The organism is Sorangium sp. So ce448 (assembly GCF_051520915.1).
Lineage (GTDB): Bacteria > Myxococcota_A > Polyangia > Polyangiales > Polyangiaceae > Sorangium > Sorangium cellulosum_B.
In genome coordinates this window covers 6,446,382-6,464,844 of record NZ_CP150343.1, presented here as the reverse complement: position 1 = coordinate 6,464,844, position 18,463 = coordinate 6,446,382, and the positions used below count along the sequence as shown (strand labels likewise).

At 73.5% G+C, this 18,463-nt stretch carries 13 protein-coding genes; 6 read left to right on the top strand and 7 right to left on the bottom strand.

The genetic code is table 11. The features are described from left to right. Window positions 1-332: 332 nt before the first annotated feature. Both WMF45_RS24325 and WMF45_RS24320 read right to left on the bottom strand, forming a co-directional pair. On the bottom strand, window positions 333-1,631 hold the full coding sequence (locus tag WMF45_RS24325) for a hypothetical protein (protein ID WP_437719221.1): 1,299 nt from the start codon (window positions 1,629-1,631) through the stop codon (window positions 333-335). 361 nt (window positions 1,632-1,992) lie between these two features. Then, complete coding sequence (locus WMF45_RS24320) at window positions 1,993-2,424, bottom strand: DUF433 domain-containing protein (protein ID WP_437719220.1); 432 nt, start codon at window positions 2,422-2,424, stop codon at window positions 1,993-1,995. A gap of 106 nt (window positions 2,425-2,530) precedes the next feature. Here WMF45_RS24320 and zwf point away from each other — a divergent pair, with 106 nt between their 5' ends. From zwf to pgl, 3 genes are read left to right on the top strand one after another with little or no spacing between them, the layout of a single operon-like run. Continuing rightward, window positions 2,531-4,120 carry a glucose-6-phosphate dehydrogenase gene (gene zwf / locus WMF45_RS24315; protein ID WP_437719219.1) on the top strand — a complete coding sequence of 530 codons (1,590 nt, stop codon included), beginning with the start codon at window positions 2,531-2,533 and terminating at the stop codon, window positions 4,118-4,120. Next, window positions 4,117-5,184, top strand: coding sequence for a glucose-6-phosphate dehydrogenase assembly protein OpcA (locus tag WMF45_RS24310; RefSeq protein WP_437719218.1), 1,068 nt, complete (start codon window positions 4,117-4,119; stop codon window positions 5,182-5,184). Before zwf ends, WMF45_RS24310 begins: the two co-directional genes overlap by 4 nt. Before the next feature lie 23 nt (window positions 5,185-5,207). Next, window positions 5,208-5,933, top strand: a complete 726-nt coding sequence (gene pgl, locus WMF45_RS24305; protein ID WP_437719217.1) for a 6-phosphogluconolactonase — start codon at window positions 5,208-5,210, stop codon at window positions 5,931-5,933. Window positions 5,934-5,935: 2 nt separating this feature from the next. On the opposite strand, the gene thrS is transcribed toward pgl, so the two are convergent. Next, window positions 5,936-8,200 (bottom strand): threonine--tRNA ligase, encoded by a 2,265-nt coding sequence (gene thrS, locus WMF45_RS24300; protein WP_437719216.1) that lies wholly within the window; start codon window positions 8,198-8,200, stop codon window positions 5,936-5,938. Between the two features lie 341 nt (window positions 8,201-8,541). Next, window positions 8,542-9,585 (bottom strand): glucokinase, encoded by a 1,044-nt coding sequence (locus WMF45_RS24295; protein WP_437719215.1) that lies wholly within the window; start codon window positions 9,583-9,585, stop codon window positions 8,542-8,544. A 1,239-nt stretch (window positions 9,586-10,824) separates the two neighbouring features. Here WMF45_RS24295 and WMF45_RS24290 point away from each other — a divergent pair. The 3 genes from WMF45_RS24290 to WMF45_RS24280 are packed head-to-tail and all read left to right on the top strand — an operon-like array spanning window position 10,825 to window position 14,635. Then, on the top strand, window positions 10,825-11,805 hold the full coding sequence (locus tag WMF45_RS24290; protein ID WP_437719578.1) for a mechanosensitive ion channel domain-containing protein: 981 nt from the start codon (window positions 10,825-10,827) through the stop codon (window positions 11,803-11,805). Continuing rightward, window positions 11,802-13,139, top strand: a complete 1,338-nt coding sequence (locus WMF45_RS24285) for a cation:proton antiporter (RefSeq protein WP_437719214.1) — start codon at window positions 11,802-11,804, stop codon at window positions 13,137-13,139. The genes WMF45_RS24290 and WMF45_RS24285 overlap by 4 nt, the downstream gene beginning before the upstream one ends. Next, window positions 13,136-14,635 (top strand): cation:proton antiporter, encoded by a 1,500-nt coding sequence (locus tag WMF45_RS24280; protein WP_437719213.1) that lies wholly within the window; start codon window positions 13,136-13,138, stop codon window positions 14,633-14,635. Before WMF45_RS24285 ends, WMF45_RS24280 begins: the two co-directional genes overlap by 4 nt. A gap of 12 nt (window positions 14,636-14,647) precedes the next feature. On the opposite strand, the gene WMF45_RS24275 is transcribed toward WMF45_RS24280, so the two are convergent. The 3 genes from WMF45_RS24275 to WMF45_RS24265 form a co-directional block, all read right to left on the bottom strand. Further along, complete coding sequence (locus WMF45_RS24275; RefSeq protein WP_437719212.1) at window positions 14,648-15,301, bottom strand: hypothetical protein; 654 nt, start codon at window positions 15,299-15,301, stop codon at window positions 14,648-14,650. Window positions 15,302-15,510: 209 nt separating this feature from the next. Further along, entirely contained in the window at window positions 15,511-16,779 is a 1,269-nt protein-coding gene (gene mltG / locus WMF45_RS24270) for an endolytic transglycosylase MltG (protein ID WP_437719211.1), read from the bottom strand. Between the two features lie 97 nt (window positions 16,780-16,876). Then, window positions 16,877-18,451 (bottom strand): vWA domain-containing protein, encoded by a 1,575-nt coding sequence (locus WMF45_RS24265; RefSeq protein WP_437719210.1) that lies wholly within the window; start codon window positions 18,449-18,451, stop codon window positions 16,877-16,879. Between the last annotated feature and the right edge of the window lie 12 nt (window positions 18,452-18,463).

Below are 18,463 nucleotides of genomic sequence, written 5' to 3'. Positions count from 1 at the left end.
CCTGCCCTTCCGAGTACCCCGTCATCGTTCGCCGACGCACCATGATACCCCGGACGAGCGCCGCGACAGCGCGCAATGGCCTGGCAGCCTGCCGGAGGCACGCCGCTTTGACGGCTTGCCGCATCGCGGCTGTCTGGCCAAGAAACCTGCCGGCAACGTTGGGCGGCGCATCCGGCGCCGATCTCGGCCATCGCGCCCCGCGCGCCGCGACCGGAAAGGTGAGCTCGCACCCAGATCTGCGGCGCGAGCCCGGATTCGGCGCCTGAAATGACGACGGCGGCAGCCCCCGGGAGGGGACCGCCGCCGCGTCCGCGCTCAGGCCGCGCCGGGGATCAGGTCCCGCCGCTGGCCGAACCGCTCGCCGAGCCGCTGACGCTCGCGCTCGCCTTGATGTTGACGTCGATCGAGGCCGTCGCGCTGGCCGACGCGTCGACCGCGGCCGCGACGCAGGCGACCGCCTTGCCGCCGGCCTTGAGCGCCACGTCCTTCACCTCGACGCCCGCCTTGCCGACGCCGGACACCGCCGCCGCCAGCTTCTTGCCGGAGCCGAGCTGCACCTTCGCGATCGCCGGGAGCGACGTGCGGAGCGCGGCGACGAGCTTCTGCGCGTCCGCGTTCACCTTGCCGGTCGCCACGATGCGGACGTTCGGCGCATCGCACTTCGCCTCGCCGGCGGTCTTCGCCGTGCACTGCATCTGGCAGCTCGGGTCGACGCTCGGGGGCTTGAACTCGCCCGAGCACTTCGGCTCCTTGATCTCGGCGCTGCAGCCGCCGGAGCAGGAGCCCGAGCACTTCGCCGCGGCCTTGACCTCGCAGGAGCCGGAGCAGCTGCCCTCGCAGGTGCCCGAGCAGGACCCCTCGGCCTTGGCGTCGCACTTGCCCTCGCAGGAGCCGGCGCACGCCGCGCCCTTCGACTCCTTGCCGTCGCACTTGCCGTCGCACTTGCCGCCGCAGGTGCCCTTGAAGCCGACGTCGCACTTGCCCGAGCAGCTCGCGTTGCAGGTGCCGGTGCACGCCGCGCCGGCCTCGACGCTGCACTTGCCCTTGCACTCGGCGTCGCACTTGCCGCTGATCTCGCCGCCCTCACAGCTCGCCTCGAGCTTGCCGGGCTGCACCGGCGAGCCGCAGTCGCCGAGGCACTTCTGCATGGCGGTGATGTCGGCGTAGCACTTCGGCGGATCGATCTGGACGGTGATCTTCGCCTCGGCGTTCGCCTTCACGGCGGCGTTCACCTTGGCCGAGACCGCGCCGCAGACCTTCTCGGCGCCCTTGCCGCCGCTCGGATCGGCCTTCAGCTCCGCCTCGCTCATGCCGAGGTCCTTGCCGAGCTTGCCGCACGAGGCGATGAGGTCCGCCTCCATGGCGACGGTGAGCTTGTCGAGCGACGCAGCCGCCTCGAGGAAGCCCTTGATCTTGCCCTCGACCTCGGCGCCGCCGTCGAACTTCAGGTTCGCGATGCCGCCGTTCTTCATCTCTTCGCAGCCGCCCGCGGCCGACGCCAGGTCACCGGCGGGGCCAGGAAGGCTGTCCGCACCCGGGATCCCCTTGCCGCCGCAGTTCACGAGGAGAGGCGAAGCCAGGCCGAGAAGGGCCACGGGCATCGCAAACAACTTCCATCGATTGACGCTCATCTCAGAATCCCTCCGGCACCTCGATCGGTACCCCATGGAGCGCGGACCCTACACCAGCAGCCGCGACCTTGAAAGCTGGGACAGCCGCGATCCTGCGCGACGGTCACTCGTCATGCCGAGCAGCCCCGCACCGCGGGCTCCAGCGACGGACGGCCCTCATTGCCCCAAGTCAGGATGGCTGTAAAGAATCAAGCTGAGCTCATCGCGCGGGGACGGCGGTTTGCATCGCAGGTGGCGCGAGGCGTTTCACATATATAGTTCGCCCGAGGGGCTTCCCATGGCGCGCACGGTATCTCGCCCGCGGCGTCTCACGCGCTCCGCGCGCCCCGTCCCTTGCCCGCCGCGCCCTCCCGGGCGCCGCTCACTCGTCGTCCTCGTCGAACGGGAGGTTCAGCTGAGAAAGCGGGCGCGCGCCGACCGTGGGCCCGCCCTGCTTCTTGAAGAGCAGCTGCTCGCGCGCGATGTCGGCCTCGATGAGGTCCTGGTTGTCGTACGCGAACGCGAGCGCGTCGAGCACGCGCGCGGGCCCGAGGTTCGGGTACCGCTTGAGCAGCGTCTCCACCGACGCGCCGCCGCGGTGCCACGCCCAGAGCCGCCGGACCGGGACGCGCGACCCGAGGACGTGGGGGCTCCCGGCGAGCACCTGGCTATCGCTTCGCACGTGGGGGTGGGGGACGCGGATTCGCGGGAGCACCGGCGCGGCCATCGCGCGGAGGAGCCTAGTACCGGTCGCGATCGGATGGAAGGGCGCCGCGAGCCGGCGGGCACGCTCGGCGCGGGCGGTCTCCGGCATCGTTCTCGCATCGTTCCGCGCCCGCGCGTGCGATCGGGACTACCCTACGCCGCGGAGGCGCGCGAGCATCGTGCCCGTCGTCGTCACCGACCGGAGCTCACCCACCATGACCCAAGCCGAGAAGAACCCGCTTCGCGAAGGGATGCCCGAGGAGCGCACCGCCTCGCCGGCCGCGCTCGTCATCTTTGGCGCCTCGGGCGACCTGACGCGGCGCAAGCTGCTGCCCGCGGTCTACAACCTGACGCTCAGCCGGCTCCTCACCGGCGGCTTCGCCGTCGTCGGCGTGGCGCGGCGCCCGAAGCCGGACTTCGCCAAGGAGATGCGCGAGGCCGTCGGGAAGCACTCGCGGCGCCCGCTCGAGGAGGCGACCTGGAGCGAGCTCGAGAAGGGCATCAGCTACGTCCAGGGGTCGTTCGACGAGGCGGAGACGTACACCCGGCTCGCCGCGGAGCTCGAGCGGCTCGACGCCGAGCGCGGCACCCGCAAGAACCGGGTCTTCTACCTGGCCGTCGCCCCCGACCAGTTCGCGCCCATCGTGCGCGGCCTGCGCGCGGCGAACCTCATCGCGCCGCCGTCGCACGAGAAGGACGCGCCGTTCCAGCACGTCGTCGTCGAGAAGCCGTTCGGCGAGGATCTGGAGAGCGCCCGCGCCCTCAACCGTGACCTGCTCGCCCACCTCGCGGAGTCGCAGATCTACCGGATCGACCACTACCTCGGGAAGGAGACCGTCCAGAACCTCCTCGTCCTGCGGTTCGGCAACACGATCTTCGAGCCGCTCTGGTCGCGCCAGCACGTCGATCACGTGCAGATCACCGTGGCCGAGGAGATCGGCGTCGAGGGGCGCGGCAAGTTCTACGAGAAGGTCGGCATCACGCGGGACATCGTGCAGAACCACGCGCTCCAGCTGCTGACGCTGGTCGCGATGGAGCCGCCGTCGTCGTGGGACGCCGACGCGGTGCGCGACGAGAAGGTGAAGGTGCTCCGCTCGCTCCGGCCGATCGCGGGCCCGGACGCGCTGTCGTCGACGGTGCGCGGGCAGTATGCGCCCGGCATGGTGCGCGGCGAGAAGGTGCCCGGCTACACGGAGGAGCCGGACGTCGCGAAGGACTCGACGACGGAGACCTACGTGGCGATGAAGCTCCACCTGGACAGCTGGCGCTGGGGCGGCGTGCCGTTCTACCTGCGCGCCGGCAAGCGGCTGGCGAAGCGGGTGGCCGAGGTGGTGCTGCACTTCAAGCCGCTCCCGCACGGCCTGTTCAAGGGCGCCCCCGGCGCCACCGAGGAGCCGAACGCGCTCGTGATGCGCCTCCAGCCCGACGAGGGCATCTCGCTCCGCTTCGCGGCGAAGATCCCGGGCGGCGGCATCGCGATCCGCGGCGTCACGATGGATTTCCGGTACGGCGCCGCGTTCGGCTCCAGCACGCCCGAGGCGTACGAGCGGCTCCTGCTCGACGCGTTGCGCGGCGACGCCACGCTGTTCACGCGCGCCGACGAGGTCGAGGCGCAGTGGGGCTTCGTCGATCCGATCTTCGAGGGGTGGCGGACGCAGGGCGCGCCGATCGCGCGCTACGCCGCGGGCAGCTGGGGCCCGCCGGAGGCGGACGCCCTCGTCGAGCCGTCGTCCGATGACGTGCGCGCCGTGTGCGGAGCGGGCGACGGGGGGAAGGCCCCGGAGCGGGCATGGAGGCGGCCGTGAGCCGCGTCGCCGACGTCATCAAGCGGGTCGAGTCGGAGCTCGCCGAGTTCTGGTCGGCGCCCGACGAATCCCGGGCGGATCCGGCCCCGAAGACGCGCGCGTCGACCCTCAATTTCGTGGCGGTGGGGAGCCGCGCCGAGGTCGGACGCCTGAAGGAGCAGGCCGAGGACCTCGCCGAGACGCACGCCGGCCGCACCCTGCTCATCACGCTCGACGACCGGCTCGACCCGTCGAGCGTCCAGGCCGACTGGTCGGCCACGTGCCGCCGCGCCGGCGAGGTGCCGATCTGCTACGACCGCGTGGAGCTCACGTTCGGGGTGGCCGCGGCCGAGCGCGTGGCTTCGGTCGTGAGCGCGCTCACGATCTCCGACGTGGCCGTGATCGTCGAGCTCGCGCCTGGCGCGCCGAACGTGCTCGGCGACGCGCTCGCGCCCATCTGCGATCGGCTGGTGTTCGACTCGGCCGAGACGTGCATCGAGCGCATCGCGGAGGTCGCGCGCGGGACGAGGGCGCCGCTCGCGGACCGGGCGTTCGTGCGGACGTTCTCGTTCCGGGAGCTCGTGGCCCGGTTCTTCGACGACATGCCGGAGGCGTCCCGGGCGATCCGGCGGGTGGAGATCGCGCGCAGCGCGGGGGCGAAGCCGGATCCGGCGGCGCTGTTCCTCGGCTGGATGGGCTCGCGGCTCGGCTGGACGTTCGAGTCGCGGGGGCCCGCGCAGCCCGGCGGCAGCGTGGTCGGCCGCGCCCGCGGCGCGGACGGGGCGCCGATCGAGATCGCGCTGATCGACGGGCCGTCGGCGGACGCGCAGGCGTGGCGGCGGCTCGACGGCGTGCGCCTGTGGACGTCGCTGCGCGGCGAGCCGCTGACGCTCGGCTGCGTGCGGCTCGACAAGGCGCCCGGCACGGTGCGGTGGACGATGGAGGGCGCGCGCTCGGCAGAGCACCTGCACCCGCTCGGCTACCGGGACGAGACGTGGGTGCTGGCGAAGACGATCGACTCGCTGGAGGGCGATCGGCTGCTGCGCGAGGCGGTGCTCGCCGCGGCGAAGTGGAGCGCCCTTTGACGAGGGCCGACAGGAGGACCGAGATGAACGGTGGTGAGGAGACCCTCGTCGCGGCGGACGCGGCGGAGCTCTCGCGGCTCGGGGCGGAGCTCATCGCGCGCGCCATCGCGGCGGCGGTCGAGGCGCGCGGCGTCGCGCGCGTCGCGCTGTCGGGCGGGAGCACGCCGTCGGAGGCGTACCAGCGGCTCGCGGCGCTCTCGCTCCCGTGGGCGCAGACCGAGTGGTTCTGGGTGGACGAGCGCGCGGTCGCGCCCGATCACCCCCGCTCGAACTACGGCGCCGCGCGCCGGGATCTGGCGGCGGCCGCCATCCCGGAGGAGCGCTTCTTCCGCATGGAGGGCGAGTCGCCGGACCTCGCCGGGGCCGCGGCGCGGTACGAGCGGCTCCTGCGGGCGCGGTTCGGGGTCGCGTCGGCGGTCTCGTTCGACGTGATGACGCTCGGGATCGGCGACGACGCGCACACGGCCTCGCTGTTCCCCGGGACGGGGGCCGCGGGCATCGAGGACCGCCTGGTCGCCGCGATCCCGGCGCAGCCGGACAAGGGGCTGGAGCCGCGGCTCACGCTGACGGCGCCGGTGATCCAGGAGGCGCGGCTGAAGCTGCTCCTGGCCCGCGGGGCGGGCAAGCGCGGGGTCGTGGCGCAGGCGAAGCTGCCCGGCCCGGCCGACGAGGTGCCGGCGCGGGTCGTGCGCGGCGGGGCCGGGCGGCTCGTCTGGCTGCTCGACGCCGCCGCCGCGCAGGCCGGGTAACGTCACGTCACGACGGGGATCGCGCACTGCTCGCGCAAGAACTCCGCGAGCGCCTCGGTCTTCATGAAGCCGCGGTCGCTCCCGTCACGCAGCCGGACGGTGGCGCCCTTCGCCTCCACCTCCTTGTCGCCGATGACGAGCATATGCGGGATCTTCTCGACCTGCGCTTCGCGGATCTTCGCGCCGAGCTTCTCCGAGCTCCGGACGAAGCTCGCCCGGATGCCGTGAGCGCGCAGCGCCTGGGTGACCTGCTCGGCGTGGTCGTTGTGTTTGTCCGACACCGTGACGACGCGCGCCTGCTCCGGTGAGAGCCAGGCCGGCAGGGCGCCCGCGTGGTGCTCCAGGAGCACGCCGATGAACCGCTCGATCGAGCCGAGGAGCGCCCGGTGGAGCATGATCGGCTGCTCGAGCTCTCCCTTGGCGTTCACGAACCCGAGCGTGAAGCGCTCGGGGTTGTTGAAGTCGTACTGGAGCGTCGAGCACTGCCACCTGCGCTCGAGCGCATCGACCAGCTTGATGTCGATCTTCGGCCCGTAGAACGCTCCGCCGCCCGGGTCCACCGTGTACTCGAGGCCGAGGGCCTTGAGGGCCCCCGCGAGGGTGCTTTCGGCCTTGGCCCAGTCCTCCAGGCCGCCGACGTACTTCTCCGGCCGTGTCGAGAGGTTGATGTCGAACTGCTCGAACCCGAACGTGCGGAGCATCTTCAGGATGAAGCGGAGCACGCGGTGGATCTCCTGCTCGACCTGGTCCGCGCGGCAGAACAGGTGCGCGTCGTCCTGGGTGAACCCCCGCACGCGCATCAGGCCGTGCATGACGCCCGCGGCCTCGTACCGGTACACCGTCCCGAGCTCCGCGAGGCGCATCGGGAACTCGCGGTAGCTCCGCGTCCGGCTCTTGACCATGAGGATGTGAAACGGGCAATTCATCGGCTTGCAGCAGTAGTCGTGGCCGTCCACCGACATGGGGGAGAACATCCCCTCCCGGTAGAAGTCCCAGTGGCCCGAGGTCTTCCACAGGTCCGCCTTGGCGATGTGCGGCGAGTAGACGATGTCGTAGCCCTCCTCGAGGTGCATCTTGCGCCACTGGTCCTCGATGATGGTGCGCAGGAGCCCGCCCTTCGGGAGCCACATGACGAGGCCGGCCCCGATCTCCTCGACGAAGTGCGGCTCGAAGTGCACCTCGATGTCGGCGTCCTTCCGGGCGCTCACCGCGGCCTTGAAGGCGCTCTTCGACTCCGGCGCCGCCGCGCCGCGGAGCCGGACGTGCAGGTGCGGGCGCGCCTCGTCGCCGCCGCCCGTACCGCCCGGAGGCGCCTTCGGCGCCTCGCCGAACTTCACCGTTCGCCGGATCGTCCGCCCGGGGAACGCCGAGGCCGCGGCGCCGAGGGTGTGCTCCACGAGCGCGCGGTCGAGGGGCGCCTCCGCGTCCACGCCGACGTAGAGGTCGATCTCGTCCTTCTCGGAGTACGCGTGGGTGTCGTAGCGCTCGGAGACGAGGTAGAGCTCGAGATCCCGCCCGAGGATCCTGTGGTCGCGCTTCTTCGCCTCCTCCAGGCGGCGCACGTACTTGTCGAGGTCGTCCTTGTTGGGGAAGGCCACGCCGCGCACGCGCTGGAGCGACTGCTTCGTGGCGTCGGCGCGCCAGTAGGCCGCCGAGGACGACGTGATCTTGAGCCCCTTGATGAACCCCGCGTGGGGCAGGTGCGGGCCGCGGCAGAAATCCACGAACTCGCCGCAGCGGTAGATCGACACGCTGTCCTCGGGGATCCAGGACAGGATCTCCGTCTTGTATTCGTTCTTCTGCCCGAGCCCCTCGAAGACGCCCAGCGCGTCCTTCTTGGGGACGAGCTGCCAATCGAACTTGATCTTCTGCTCGATGAGCTTCTTTACCTCGGCCTCGATGTTCTCGAGATCGGAAGGGGTGAAGGTCCGGCCGGCAACGTCGAAGTCGTAATAGAACTCGTCACCATGGTTCTTCGGGCCCATGGTGACCTTGGCGCCCGGGAACAGCCGCAGCACGGCCGTCGCCAGGAGGTGCTCGGCGGAGTGGTTGATCGTGTCCCTGCCCTCGGGCGTATCGGCCTTCAGCAACTCCAGCTTCGCGCCGTCCCGGAGGGGCACGCGGAGGTCCTGGATCTCCCCGTCGACGCGCGCGACGACGACGGCCTCGGCGAGCCTCGGCGAGATGGCCCGGGCGGCGTCGAACGCCGTGTTGCCATTCTCCAGCGCGAGGATCTTCCCATCAGGTAGAACGACCGAAGTTGCCATGACGTGACCTTCTTTTCTCTTTCCCCCGACTGTACGAGCGTCAGGTGTGTCGGTCTTAAAGCACCATGGCACCAACGTGTCAACGCCGCGAGGCCGCGCGCGGCCGCTCGATTTACGCGTGGCCTCACGCGTGGCCTCACGCGTGAGGCCACGCGCGAGGAGCTCGTCCGCTCCTGCTCGGAGCCTGCACGACACGAGGCGGCGCCGCGCGATAGGGCCTCTCGGCACCTCGGGGCGAACTGGCGCTCATCCGCCTTGGACCGACGGCGCCGACTCGATAGGAGGCATCGAGTCGCGCGGGCGACTCGACGCCTCCGTCATGGGCGCGAGGACAGGGGGCGTCAGGACCTTCGGGACGCCGCGCGGGCCCGGGGCTGCTCGGCGGCGGCGAGCTCTCTGGCGACGGCGAGCGCGCCCCGCACGCCGACCAGGGGATCGGTGATCACCGCGACGGGCACCCCCTCGAGGAGCGGCGTGAGGCGCCCCTTCTTCACGAAGGACTTCATGAAGAGCTCGCGCCTGTGGGGGACGAGGTTCCTCGCGATGTTCCCGAGGACGAAGACCCCGCCGAGCGCGAGCTCGCGCAGGGCGAGGTTGCCGGCCTCGGCGCCGTAGATCTCGACGAACAGGTCGACCGCGCGCGCGGCGGGCCGGAACGCGCGGGCGAGCCCGAGCTCGGCGATCGCCGCGTTGCGGTCGCCCTCGGCGAGGCGGCGCTCGATCGCGCGCGGCACGCGGGCGGCGCGGGCGAAGAAGTCGAAGAGGGCGCCGAGCCCGTCGCCCGAGAGGACCCGCTCGTAGCTCACGTGGTCCGGGTGGCGCTCGGCGAGGAACTGCCACAGCTCGGCCTCGACCGCGGAGCGCGGGGCAAAGTCGGCGTGCCCTCCCTCCGTCGGGAGCGTGACGTGGCGGGCGCCATTCCAGAGGAGCCGGGCCTCGCCGAGCCCCGTGCCGGCGGCGATGACGGCCACGTTGTTCCCCTTCGGCCGCGGCCTGCGCTCCGTGAGCGGCTCGATGGACGCGCGGGCGACGTGCAGGCAGCCCGTGGCGCCGACGACGAGGTCGTTCACCAGGAGCACGCGCGCGATCTTGAGCCGGCGCGACAGCTCGCGCTCCGCGAGGCGCCAGGGCAGGTTCGTGACGGTGGCGACCTGGTCCTTGATGGGGCCCGCGACGCCGAGCACGGCGACGGCGGGGTGGGGGGCGTCGCTGCGCACGAGGAACGGGAGGGCGATCTCCTCGAAGCTCGCGTGGTCGCGGCTGCGGAAGACGGCCTCGGAGAGGGGCCGGCCGCCGGAGGCGCTGTAGAGCGCGAGCCGGGTGTTGGTGCCTCCGATGTCGCCCACGAGCAGCGACGGGGCCACCGATCTGTTGGTCCTTGCCACGCGGGCGCCCTGCCAGCGCCGTGCCTCGGCGGCAAGGCGATCCATCATCGAGAGGGCGCGGAGATCGAGGATTCCGGGCGGACTCGAGCGCGCGTGATCGCCTGGAGGCGACGGCGCGTGGCTCGTGGAGGCGACGGCGCGTGGCTCGCGGGCTGCCTGCCGAGGCCGTTTCACGTCCTGCGCCGCTTGACCGGCGGCCTGCCTCCGGCCGAGAGTGCCTGCGTGCAGAGGCTGTTCCCCGCGCTCGTGGTCGCGCTTGCCGGCCTCATCGCTCCCGCTGGCGCTGTGTTCGCCGGGCCGGCGCTGGCCGCGCCCGCGCCGTCGCCGGCCGCGTCCGCGTCCTCGCCGGCCGCGCCCGCGCCGTCGCCGGCCGCGCCCGCGCCCTCGCAAGCCGCGCCCGCGCCGTCGCCGGCCGCGCCCGCGCCCTCGCAAGCCGCTCTCGCGCCGTCGCAAGCCGTGCCCTCGCCGTCGCAGGCTGCGCCCGCGCCCTCGCAGCTCGCGCCCCCGCCGGCCGCGCCCGCGCCGTTGCAGGCCGCGCCTCCGTCGGATCCGGTCGAGCCGCCGCTCGTACAGGTCTTGCCATCGCCCGCGGAGGCCCCGCCGGCGTCCGCGCAGGTCGTGCTGGCGCCCGCCCCGGTCGCGCGGCCTCCCGCGCCGCCGCCTGCGCCGGTCGCGCCGGCGTCCGCGTCGGTCGCGCCGCCGGCCCCGGCCGTTGACCAGGGCGAGCCGGCGGCTCCCGACCCCCAGCCTTCGCCTCCCGCTGTCGAGCAGCCCGAGGCGCGCGTCGAGCTGCTCGGCAGGACGGTCTTCGCCCTCCGCGTGCACCGGGGCAGCCTCTCTCCCCCGGAGCGCGCCCGTGAGGCGGCGCGCGTGCTGGAGCGCGCCGCCCAGGAGAAGGCGGTCCCCGAGGTCCGCGTCGACGAGCAGGACGGCGTGGCGGTCGTCTACGTCGGCGACCGCCCGCTCGTCCACCTCGGCCCCGAGGACGCGGCGGCGGCGGGCCACACCACGGTCGCGGGCCACGCCGCCGCGGTCGCCGGCACGGTGCGCGACGTCCTCGCCAAGGAGCAGAGCCGGAGCCGCCTCGCGACGAGCGTCTTCTCGTTCTCGCTGCTCGTCTTCTCCGGGCTGATCGCGCTGCTCCTGCTCCGCAAGGTCGGCGAGCTCGTCGAGCGAGGGCGCGCCTGGGTCGCCGAGCACCCGGAGCGGCTCCCGGCGCTGCACGTCCGCGGCATCGAGATGCTCCGGCCCGCCGCATCGCAGGGCGCGCTCTCGGTCGCGCTCGGCGCCGCCGGCGTCCTCGTCCGGCTGGGCATCGCCTACATCTGGATCCTCTTCGCCCTCTCGCTGTTCGCCTCCACGCGCGGCACCAGCGAGAAGCTCACCGGCTTCGTGCTCGCGCCCATGTCGGATCTCATGGGGCGCATCGCGCGGAGCGTCCCGGTGCTCGTGCTCGCGATCCTCGCGACGCTCGCGGTCATCGTCCTCATCCGCTTCGTGGGGCTGTTCTTCGGGAGCGTGAGCCGGGGTGAGACGTCGCTGGGGTGGCTCCCGTCCGATCTCGCGGTCGCCACCGGCGTCCTTGTCCGCTTCGGCATCCTCGTGGCCGCGCTGCTCCTCGCGGCCCCGCTCATCACCGGCACCGACGAGGGGGCGTTCACGCGGATCGGCTTCGTCGTGCTCGCGGCGGCCGGGCTCGCCAGCACGCCGCTCATCGCGTCGGCGGCCGTCGGCCTCTCGGTCATCTACGGGCGGCGCCTGCGCGTCGGCGACATCGCCGACGTGGGCGGCCGCGCCGGGCGGGTCCGCGAGCTGACGCTGTTCGAGGCGCGCCTCGAGGACGAGGACGGCTGCGTCGTGCGCGTGCCGCACCTGCTCAGCCTGTTCCACCCGACGCGCATCCGCGGCCGCCCTCCGGTCGTGGCCGTCGAGATCAGCGTCGACCCCGCGGCCGATCTCGATCGGGTGCGCGAGGTGCTCCTGAAGACGGGCTCGGGCCTCGGCAGCCGCGCCCGCGCCGCGCTCGTCGCGATCGACGAGGGGGGCGCTCATTTCCGGGCCACGATGGCCTGCGACGGCGACGACGTGCGCAGCCGCTGGCTCACCGCGGTCGCGCAGGCCCTCGTCGCCGCGGACATCCGGCTCGGGCGCGCGCCGGCGTCCTCCGGCGGCGCGCGGCGCGCCGCGCCCGCGCCGGCCGACCGGAGCGCCGCCTCGTGAACGCCGTCTGGCTCCTGATGGGGCTCCTCGTGCTGTCGTACCTCGGCAGCTCGCTCGTCAGCGGCCGCGTGCTCCGGGGCATCGGCCTCCCTTCCGGCGCCGAGTACGTCGTGCTCGGCTTCGTGCTCGGGCCCTCGGCGCTCGGGCTGCTCGAGCCCTCGTCGCTCGCCGCGTTCGAGCCCGTGGCGGGCGTCGCGCTCGGCTGGCTCGCGCTGGTCGTCGGCCTCGACTTCGGCTTCGTCGGCAGCCGCCGCGTGCGCCCGTCCCGGATGGCGCTCTGCGTGCTCATGAGCCTCCTGACCGGCGGCGCGGTGGCCGCCGCGGTCTGGTTCGCGGCGGCCCACGGCGCTCCCTCGCTCGAGCGCGGCGACCGCGCGCTGCTCGCGGCGGGCGTGGGCGCCGTCTCCGCCGAGACGACGCGGCACGCCGTGCTGTGGGTCACGCAGCGCTACAGCGCGAGCGGCAAGCTCTCGGACCTCATCGCCGACATCGCCGACTGCGACGATCTCGGCCCGCTGCTCATGATGGGCGGCGCGTTCGCGCTCGTCCCGCAGGCGACGGCCCAGTGGCCCATCCCGTTCTGGGGGTGGACGGTCGTGACGGCGCTCATCGGCGTGGTGCTCGGGCTGATCGCGGTCGTGCTCCTCGGGAGCGATTTCCGCCTGATCCAGAGCTGGGGCGTGCTGCTCGGGGCCTCGCTGCTGACGATGGGCACGAGCGCCCGGGTCGGCCTGTCGCCGCTGTTCGCGGCGTTCGCGATGGGGGTGACGATCGCCGCCTTGTCGCGGCACCGCGACGAGATCGTCGCCATGGTCGCGCCGACCGAGCGGCCGGTCATCCTGCCGGCGCTCCTGCTCGCGGGCGCGCACGTGAACCCGAAGGCGGCGCCGTTCCTGCCCTGGATCGTGGCGATCGCGCTCGGGGCGAGGCTCGTGGGCAAGCTCGCGACCGGGCTCGTCTTCCGCGTCGTGTCGCCCGACGCGCGCGAGACGTCGCCGTGGCTCGGCCTCGGGCTGCTCTCGTCCGGCGCGGTGGCGATGAGCGTCGGCCTCGCCTTCGCGCTGCGCTTTCCGGGCCCGGTCGGGCACACCGTCCTCTTCGCCGCGACGGCCGCGGCCGTGTTCGGCGAGCTCGTCGGGCCGCAGGCGCTCCGCGCCACGCTCCGCAAGGCCGGCGAGCTCGCCGCGCCCGAGCGGGAGTCGCTCTACTTCGGCCGCGGCCTGGCCCGCGCCGGGCGCGGCGCCGCGTCCGGCGACGGAGGCGAGAGGGGCGGCCCTCCGTCGCCCGCGGCGCAGCGTGGGGGAGGGATGAGGAACGACGAGGTGTCACCGTGAGCGCCGCAGCACTCCCTGACGTCGAGCACGTCTCGCCCGTCTCGCCCGTCTCGCCCGTCTCGCCCGCCTCGACCGCCGGCCCGGCCGCGCCGGCCGATCCGGTCGCGCCCGCCGAGCAGCAGGGCGCGCCCTCCGCGCGCCATCACGGGTCGGCCCCCAAGGGGCCGCTGAACCACCTCACGCACGCCGTCGCGCTCGTGATCCTGTTCGGGCTGCTCTACGCCACGACGCGCGCGGTCCCTCACGAGCACGGGCCCGCGGGGGCGGTCGCTTCGATCGGCTTCCTCCTGCTCGCGGGCACGCTCGCGAGCGAGCTCGTCGAGCCGCTCCGCCTGCCGCACATCTCGGGCTACATCTTCGCGGGCATCGTCGCCGGCCCGCACGTCTTGAAGCTCGTCGACCACCACGCCGTGGAGGAGATCTCGCGGGTCAACGCGCTGGCGCTGGCGCTCATCGCGCTCGCGGGCGGCGCCGAGCTGCGGATCGACGCCGTCAAGAAGAGCCTGAAGAGCATCCTCCTGCACAACCTCGTCCAGACGGTGCTCGTCTTCGTGGCGATGACGGGCGTCTTCTACGCGGCGCGCTCGCTGGTGCCGTTCGCCGCCGAGCTCTCGACCACGGCGGCGCTCGGCGTGGCCGTCCTGTGGGGCGTCATCGCGGTCACCCGCAGCCCCTCGGCCGTGCTCGGGATCCTCTCCCAGACGCGCGCGACCGGCCCCGTCGCGATGCACACGCTCGCGTTCGTGATGACGTCGGACATCATCGTCATCGTCGTGACGGCGGTCGCGCTCTCCACGGTGCGGCCGCTCCTCGAGCCGGGCGCGACGATGTCGATGCACGAGATGGAGCTGCTCGGCCGCGAGATCCTCGGGAGCATCTCGATCGGCACGACGCTCGGCCTCGCGCTCGCGGCCTACATGCGGCTGATCGGCCGCCAGCTCATCCTCGTGTTCGTTGCGCTCGGCTTCGGCGCGACGGAGGTGCTGCGGTACCTCCGCTTCGACGCGCTGCTCGTCTTCGTGGTGGCCGGCTTCGTCGTCGCGAACCTGTCGAAGCAGGGCGAGAAGCTGGTGCACGCGGTCGAGGACGCCGCGAGCGTGGTGTTCGTGCTGTTCTTCGCGACGGCCGGCGCGCACCTCGACCTGCCCCTCTTGCGGCAGATGTGGCCTGTCGCGCTGCTCTTCGGCGTCTCGCGCGCCCTGGTGACGTGGGTCGCGAACCGCATCGGCAACCGGCTGGCGGACGATCCGCCGCTCTTGCGGCGGTGGTCGTGGTGCGGGCTGGTCTCGCAGGCCGGGCTGACGCTCGGGATCAGCCTGACCATCGAGCGCGCGTTCCCGAGCCTCGGCGCCGGCTTCCGCGCGCTCGTCGTCGGGTGCGTGGCGCTGAACGAGGTGTTCGGCCCGATCCTCTTCAAGTACGCGCTCGACCGCGCCGGCGAGACGGCGGTCGAGGCCTCGCGCGGGTCGCTGCCGAACCTCGGGCGCCACGGGTGAGCCGGGGCCCTGTCACGGGGTGAACCGGAGCGAGTAGCTCACCACGGTGGGGCCTTTCCTCGGCTTCAGGAAGTCGATCTGCTCGAAGACGCCGACCACGCACCTCGTGAACGCCTGGCCCTTGAGCGCCGTCCGCGGCTTGCGCACCTCGGCCTTGCCGCCGTCCTTCTCGATGCGGAGATCGATGCCGAAGTCGCCGCCCTTGGTCGGGTCCTCGGCGAGCGCGAAGCAGCGGCGGAACTCGTCGAAGTGGGGCGCGACCGAGCGCTTGATCGGCTCCTTGGTGAAGTCGTCGTGCGGGCCGCCGCCGATGTGCATGCCGATGTTGGCGACCTTGACCTTCGGGAGCGGCCCGGCGTCGGCTTGCGCCGCGGCATCGGGCGCGGCGCTGGCGGCGGGCGCGGCGCTGGCGGCGGCGACCGTCGTCTCGGCGGCGGGCGCGGCGCTGGCGGCTGGCGCGGCGCTGGCGGTGGGGGCAGCGTTGGCGGTGGGGGCAGCGCTCGAGGCCGAGGCGGCGGGGTCGGGGGGAGCGGACGGAGCAACGGTCGCGGAAGCGGCCTGCGTCACTTCGGCCGGGGGCGCGGTACGCGGCGAGCAGCTGGCGACAGCGGCAGCGACGGCGAGGGGAGCGGAGAGCGCGAGGAGGAACGGAGCGGGACGGCGCATGATGGCGCGCGAATCTACACCGCGGCGCGCGCAGATCCAGGAAGCGGGGGCGGCGCGGGCGCGGCCGAGGCAACGCGAGGAACGACGATCCGATCGCTGCGCGCGGAGAGCCGCCGTGATGCGCGTGAGGGACTCCGTGCCGGAGGGAAGGGGTCCGTCGCGCGCCTGAAGGCACAGTTTGTGTGCTGGATTGCGTTCGTGTCCCGCGCCTAGGGCGCCGTCGCGTCCCGGCGCTTCTGCACGGCGTCGTTGTGATCGTCCAGGCTCTCGCTGAACCGGTGGCGCCCGCCGCCCGCGGCCACGAAATAGAGGTACTTCGTCGCCGCGGGCGCCAGCACGGCCGCGATCGACGGCGCCCCAGGGTTGGCGATCGGCCCGGGCGGCAGCCCCGGGTGCGCGTAGGTGCTGTAGCGGTTCTTCGGATCCCGCACCACGGCGGGCGTGGCCTTGCCGCCCCACTCGGCGCACGACGGCGCCTCCTCGGGCGAGGCGACGCAGCCGTAGAGCGCCGTCGCGTCGGACTGCAGCTTGCGAGAGCGGAAGCTCGGATCGAGGAGCCGGTTCAGGAACACGCTCGCGATGAGCGGCCGCTCCTCGTCGACGACCGCCTCCTTCTCGATGATGGAGGCCAGCGTGAGCACCTCGCGGCGACCCCAGCCGAGCGTCGCCTGGAGCGCCGCGAGCCCGTCCTTGCCCTGCGCCGCGAGCGCGCTCCATCGCCGGTCGGACTCGGCGACGAGGCGCCGCGCGACGTCGCGCGCGTCGGAGTCCAGCGCGAGCTCGTACGTCGCCGGGAAGAGGTACCCCTCCGCGCTCTCCGCGCCCACGGCGCCGCTCCGCTCGATGCCGAGCGCGTCGAGGAACGCGCCGTCGGCGGTGGCCGCGAGGAACGTCTTCCGGCCGGCGATGCGCAGCTTCTCGAGCCGGGCGGCGATGTCGAATCGGCTGAAGCCCTCGGGGATCGTGAGCTTCGCCGTGGGGCGGCCCTCCGCGCGCGCGAGCAGCTGCCGCAGCTCCCGCGGCGTCGCGCCCTCGAAGAGCAGGTGAGGGCCCGGCACGAACGCCTCGGTGCCGCCGGTAGCGCCGAGGTAGAGCGCCATGGCGCGCTCGCTCTCGACGAGCCCCTCGGCCGCGAGCAGCGCGGCCGCCTCACCCGCGTCGAGCCCGTCCGGCCAGTTGATCTCCACGACCCGGCCCCGGTCCGGCGCCCTCGCGCGCCCGAAGCCGAACACCAGCGCGAGGAGCGCGGCGCACGCCGCCATGACCACGCCCGCGAGCCCGAGGAGCAGCGCGCGCCCGCGCCCGGCCCGGGGCTGGGCAGGGCGCCGCGACGCCGGCGAGCGCTGCCCCGCGCCGCGCGAGCGCCGCGCGGGGGTCGCCTTCCGGGTCGACGGCGGCTCGCGCGGCGGCGTGCCCTGCGCGCCGTCGCCACCCGTCCGGCGGTTTCCCGGCCGGCTCGCCCTAGGTCGAACGCCCACCGCCGGGAGTCAAAACCCGAAAGCCCGGCGCGTGTCAACGCCCCGCGTCGCCGCGGGGCGGGGGCCGGAGCGCGCCGCCCGCGCCGGGCGCCGCGCGTCAGCGCGCCAGATCGAAGGCCTCCGCCTCGTTGCGGCGGACGGCGCTCTTGCCCTGGCGGGACTGCGCCGGGGCGGGCCGCGGCGGCGCCGCCGCCGGGGCATGCGCGAAGCCGCCCGGCCCCGCGGCGGCCGGCGGCGGCGTGGCGAACGCCGGCGGCGTGGCGAAGTCCGTGCCCGCGCGCTCCAGCGCGGCGAGCTGGCCCTCGAAATCGGACGCCACGTCCTTCGCGCGGTTCGCCGGGGCGCTGGCCTTCGCCTTGTCGGCCGCCTTCTTGAGCGTTTGCTGCTGCGCGTCGAGCTTGCTGCGCGCCTCGTCGAGCCGCCCCTGCTCGAACAGGAAGTTGGCCTGCTTCAGCGCCGCCGCCGTCTCGCTGCGCTGCACGCGCCCCGCGACGAGCGCGTCGAGCTCGCTCGCGTCGGCGTCGCTGTCCGCGATCGCGATGCCGAGCTTGCCCACGCACCGGGCGTCGGTCCTGGCGACGAGGTCCCTGTAGGTGAGGCCCACGTCGGCGACAGGGGACTCGCCGCGCGCGTCGCCGCCGGGGCCGCCGAGGCCGCCGAGGCGCACCTTGAGAAGGACCGTCTTCACCTCGCCCGCCGCGAACGCGCCGAGCGGCACGATGACCTGACCGCCGGCCCGCCGGAACGAGCGATCGAAGACCCGGTCGAGCTCCACGCCGGGCGCGAGGTCGATCGCGAGCTCCGCGCCGCTCGCGACCGACGCCGTGAGCTGCTCGGCCTCCGCCTCGAAGATGCGCGCGAGCGCGGCGTCGTTCTCGACGAAGTAGTGCCGGCCGTTCGAGTCGAGCGCGATCGCCGACAGGATCTTCTCGTTGTAATCGACGTCGACCCCGATGGTCGTGATGGCGACGCCGCGATCGCGCGCCCGCTGCGCCATCGCGCGGAAGCCGGGGACGTCGCGGACCCCGTGGTTGGCGTCGCCGTCGCTGAGGACGAGCATCCGGCTCACGCCGGCGTTCGTCTGACCGAGCAGCGAGAGGCCCTCCTCGATGCCGCACGAGATGCACGTGTCGCCGCCGAGCGAGATGCCGCGGACGCTCGCGAGGATGCGGCCGCGCGTGTCCGGCCCGATGGTGGTGGGCGGCACGACCACGCTGGTCCTCGTGTCGAAGGTGACCACCGACACGACGTCACCGTCGTTCAGGCGGCTCACGGCCGTCGTCGCCGCCTGCACGGCGTTCGTGAGGCGGGTGCCCTTCATCGAGCCGGAGCGATCGATGACCAGCGAGAGGTTCGCCTGCGCCTGCGACCTCGCGGGCGCCCCGTCGCCGCGGACCTCGAACATCAGGAACGTCTCCTGCGCCGAGCGAGGCAGGCGCGCGTGACCGACGCGCCCCTCCAGCATCAGCCTCGACCCGGTGGTGAAGCGGCTCGGATCGACCGCCGCCACGGCGCCGCCCGTCACCTCGGGGACCAGGCGGGGCGGCTCGGTGATCACCTCCGGGACCGCCGTGACGGAGCTCCCGCCCCCGGACGGGGCCAGGGAGTAGACGGAGAGGCTCGTGAACATCATGCCGAGGGCGGAGAACAGGGCGACGTGGGTCGGCTTCATGGCTCCTCCAGA

What these genes read in the sequence shown, in the direction of transcription:
- zwf (WP_437719219.1), top strand. Translation starts at nt 2,531, where the DNA reads ATGACCCAAGCCGAGAAGAACCCGCTTCGCGAAGGGATGCCCGAGGAG.
- WMF45_RS24290 (WP_437719578.1), top strand. Translation starts at nt 10,825, where the DNA reads ATGCTCCGGCCCGCCGCATCGCAGGGCGCGCTCTCGGTCGCGCTCGGC.
- WMF45_RS24320 (WP_437719220.1), bottom strand. Translation starts at nt 2,424, where the DNA reads ATGCCGGAGACCGCCCGCGCCGAGCGTGCCCGCCGGCTCGCGGCGCCC.
- thrS (WP_437719216.1), bottom strand. Translation starts at nt 8,200, where the DNA reads ATGGCAACTTCGGTCGTTCTACCTGATGGGAAGATCCTCGCGCTGGAG.
- WMF45_RS24265 (WP_437719210.1), bottom strand. Translation starts at nt 18,451, where the DNA reads ATGAAGCCGACCCACGTCGCCCTGTTCTCCGCCCTCGGCATGATGTTC.
- WMF45_RS24325 (WP_437719221.1), bottom strand. Translation starts at nt 1,631, where the DNA reads ATGAGCGTCAATCGATGGAAGTTGTTTGCGATGCCCGTGGCCCTTCTC.
- WMF45_RS24275 (WP_437719212.1), bottom strand. Translation starts at nt 15,301, where the DNA reads ATGCGCCGTCCCGCTCCGTTCCTCCTCGCGCTCTCCGCTCCCCTCGCC.
- pgl (WP_437719217.1), top strand. Translation starts at nt 5,208, where the DNA reads ATGAACGGTGGTGAGGAGACCCTCGTCGCGGCGGACGCGGCGGAGCTC.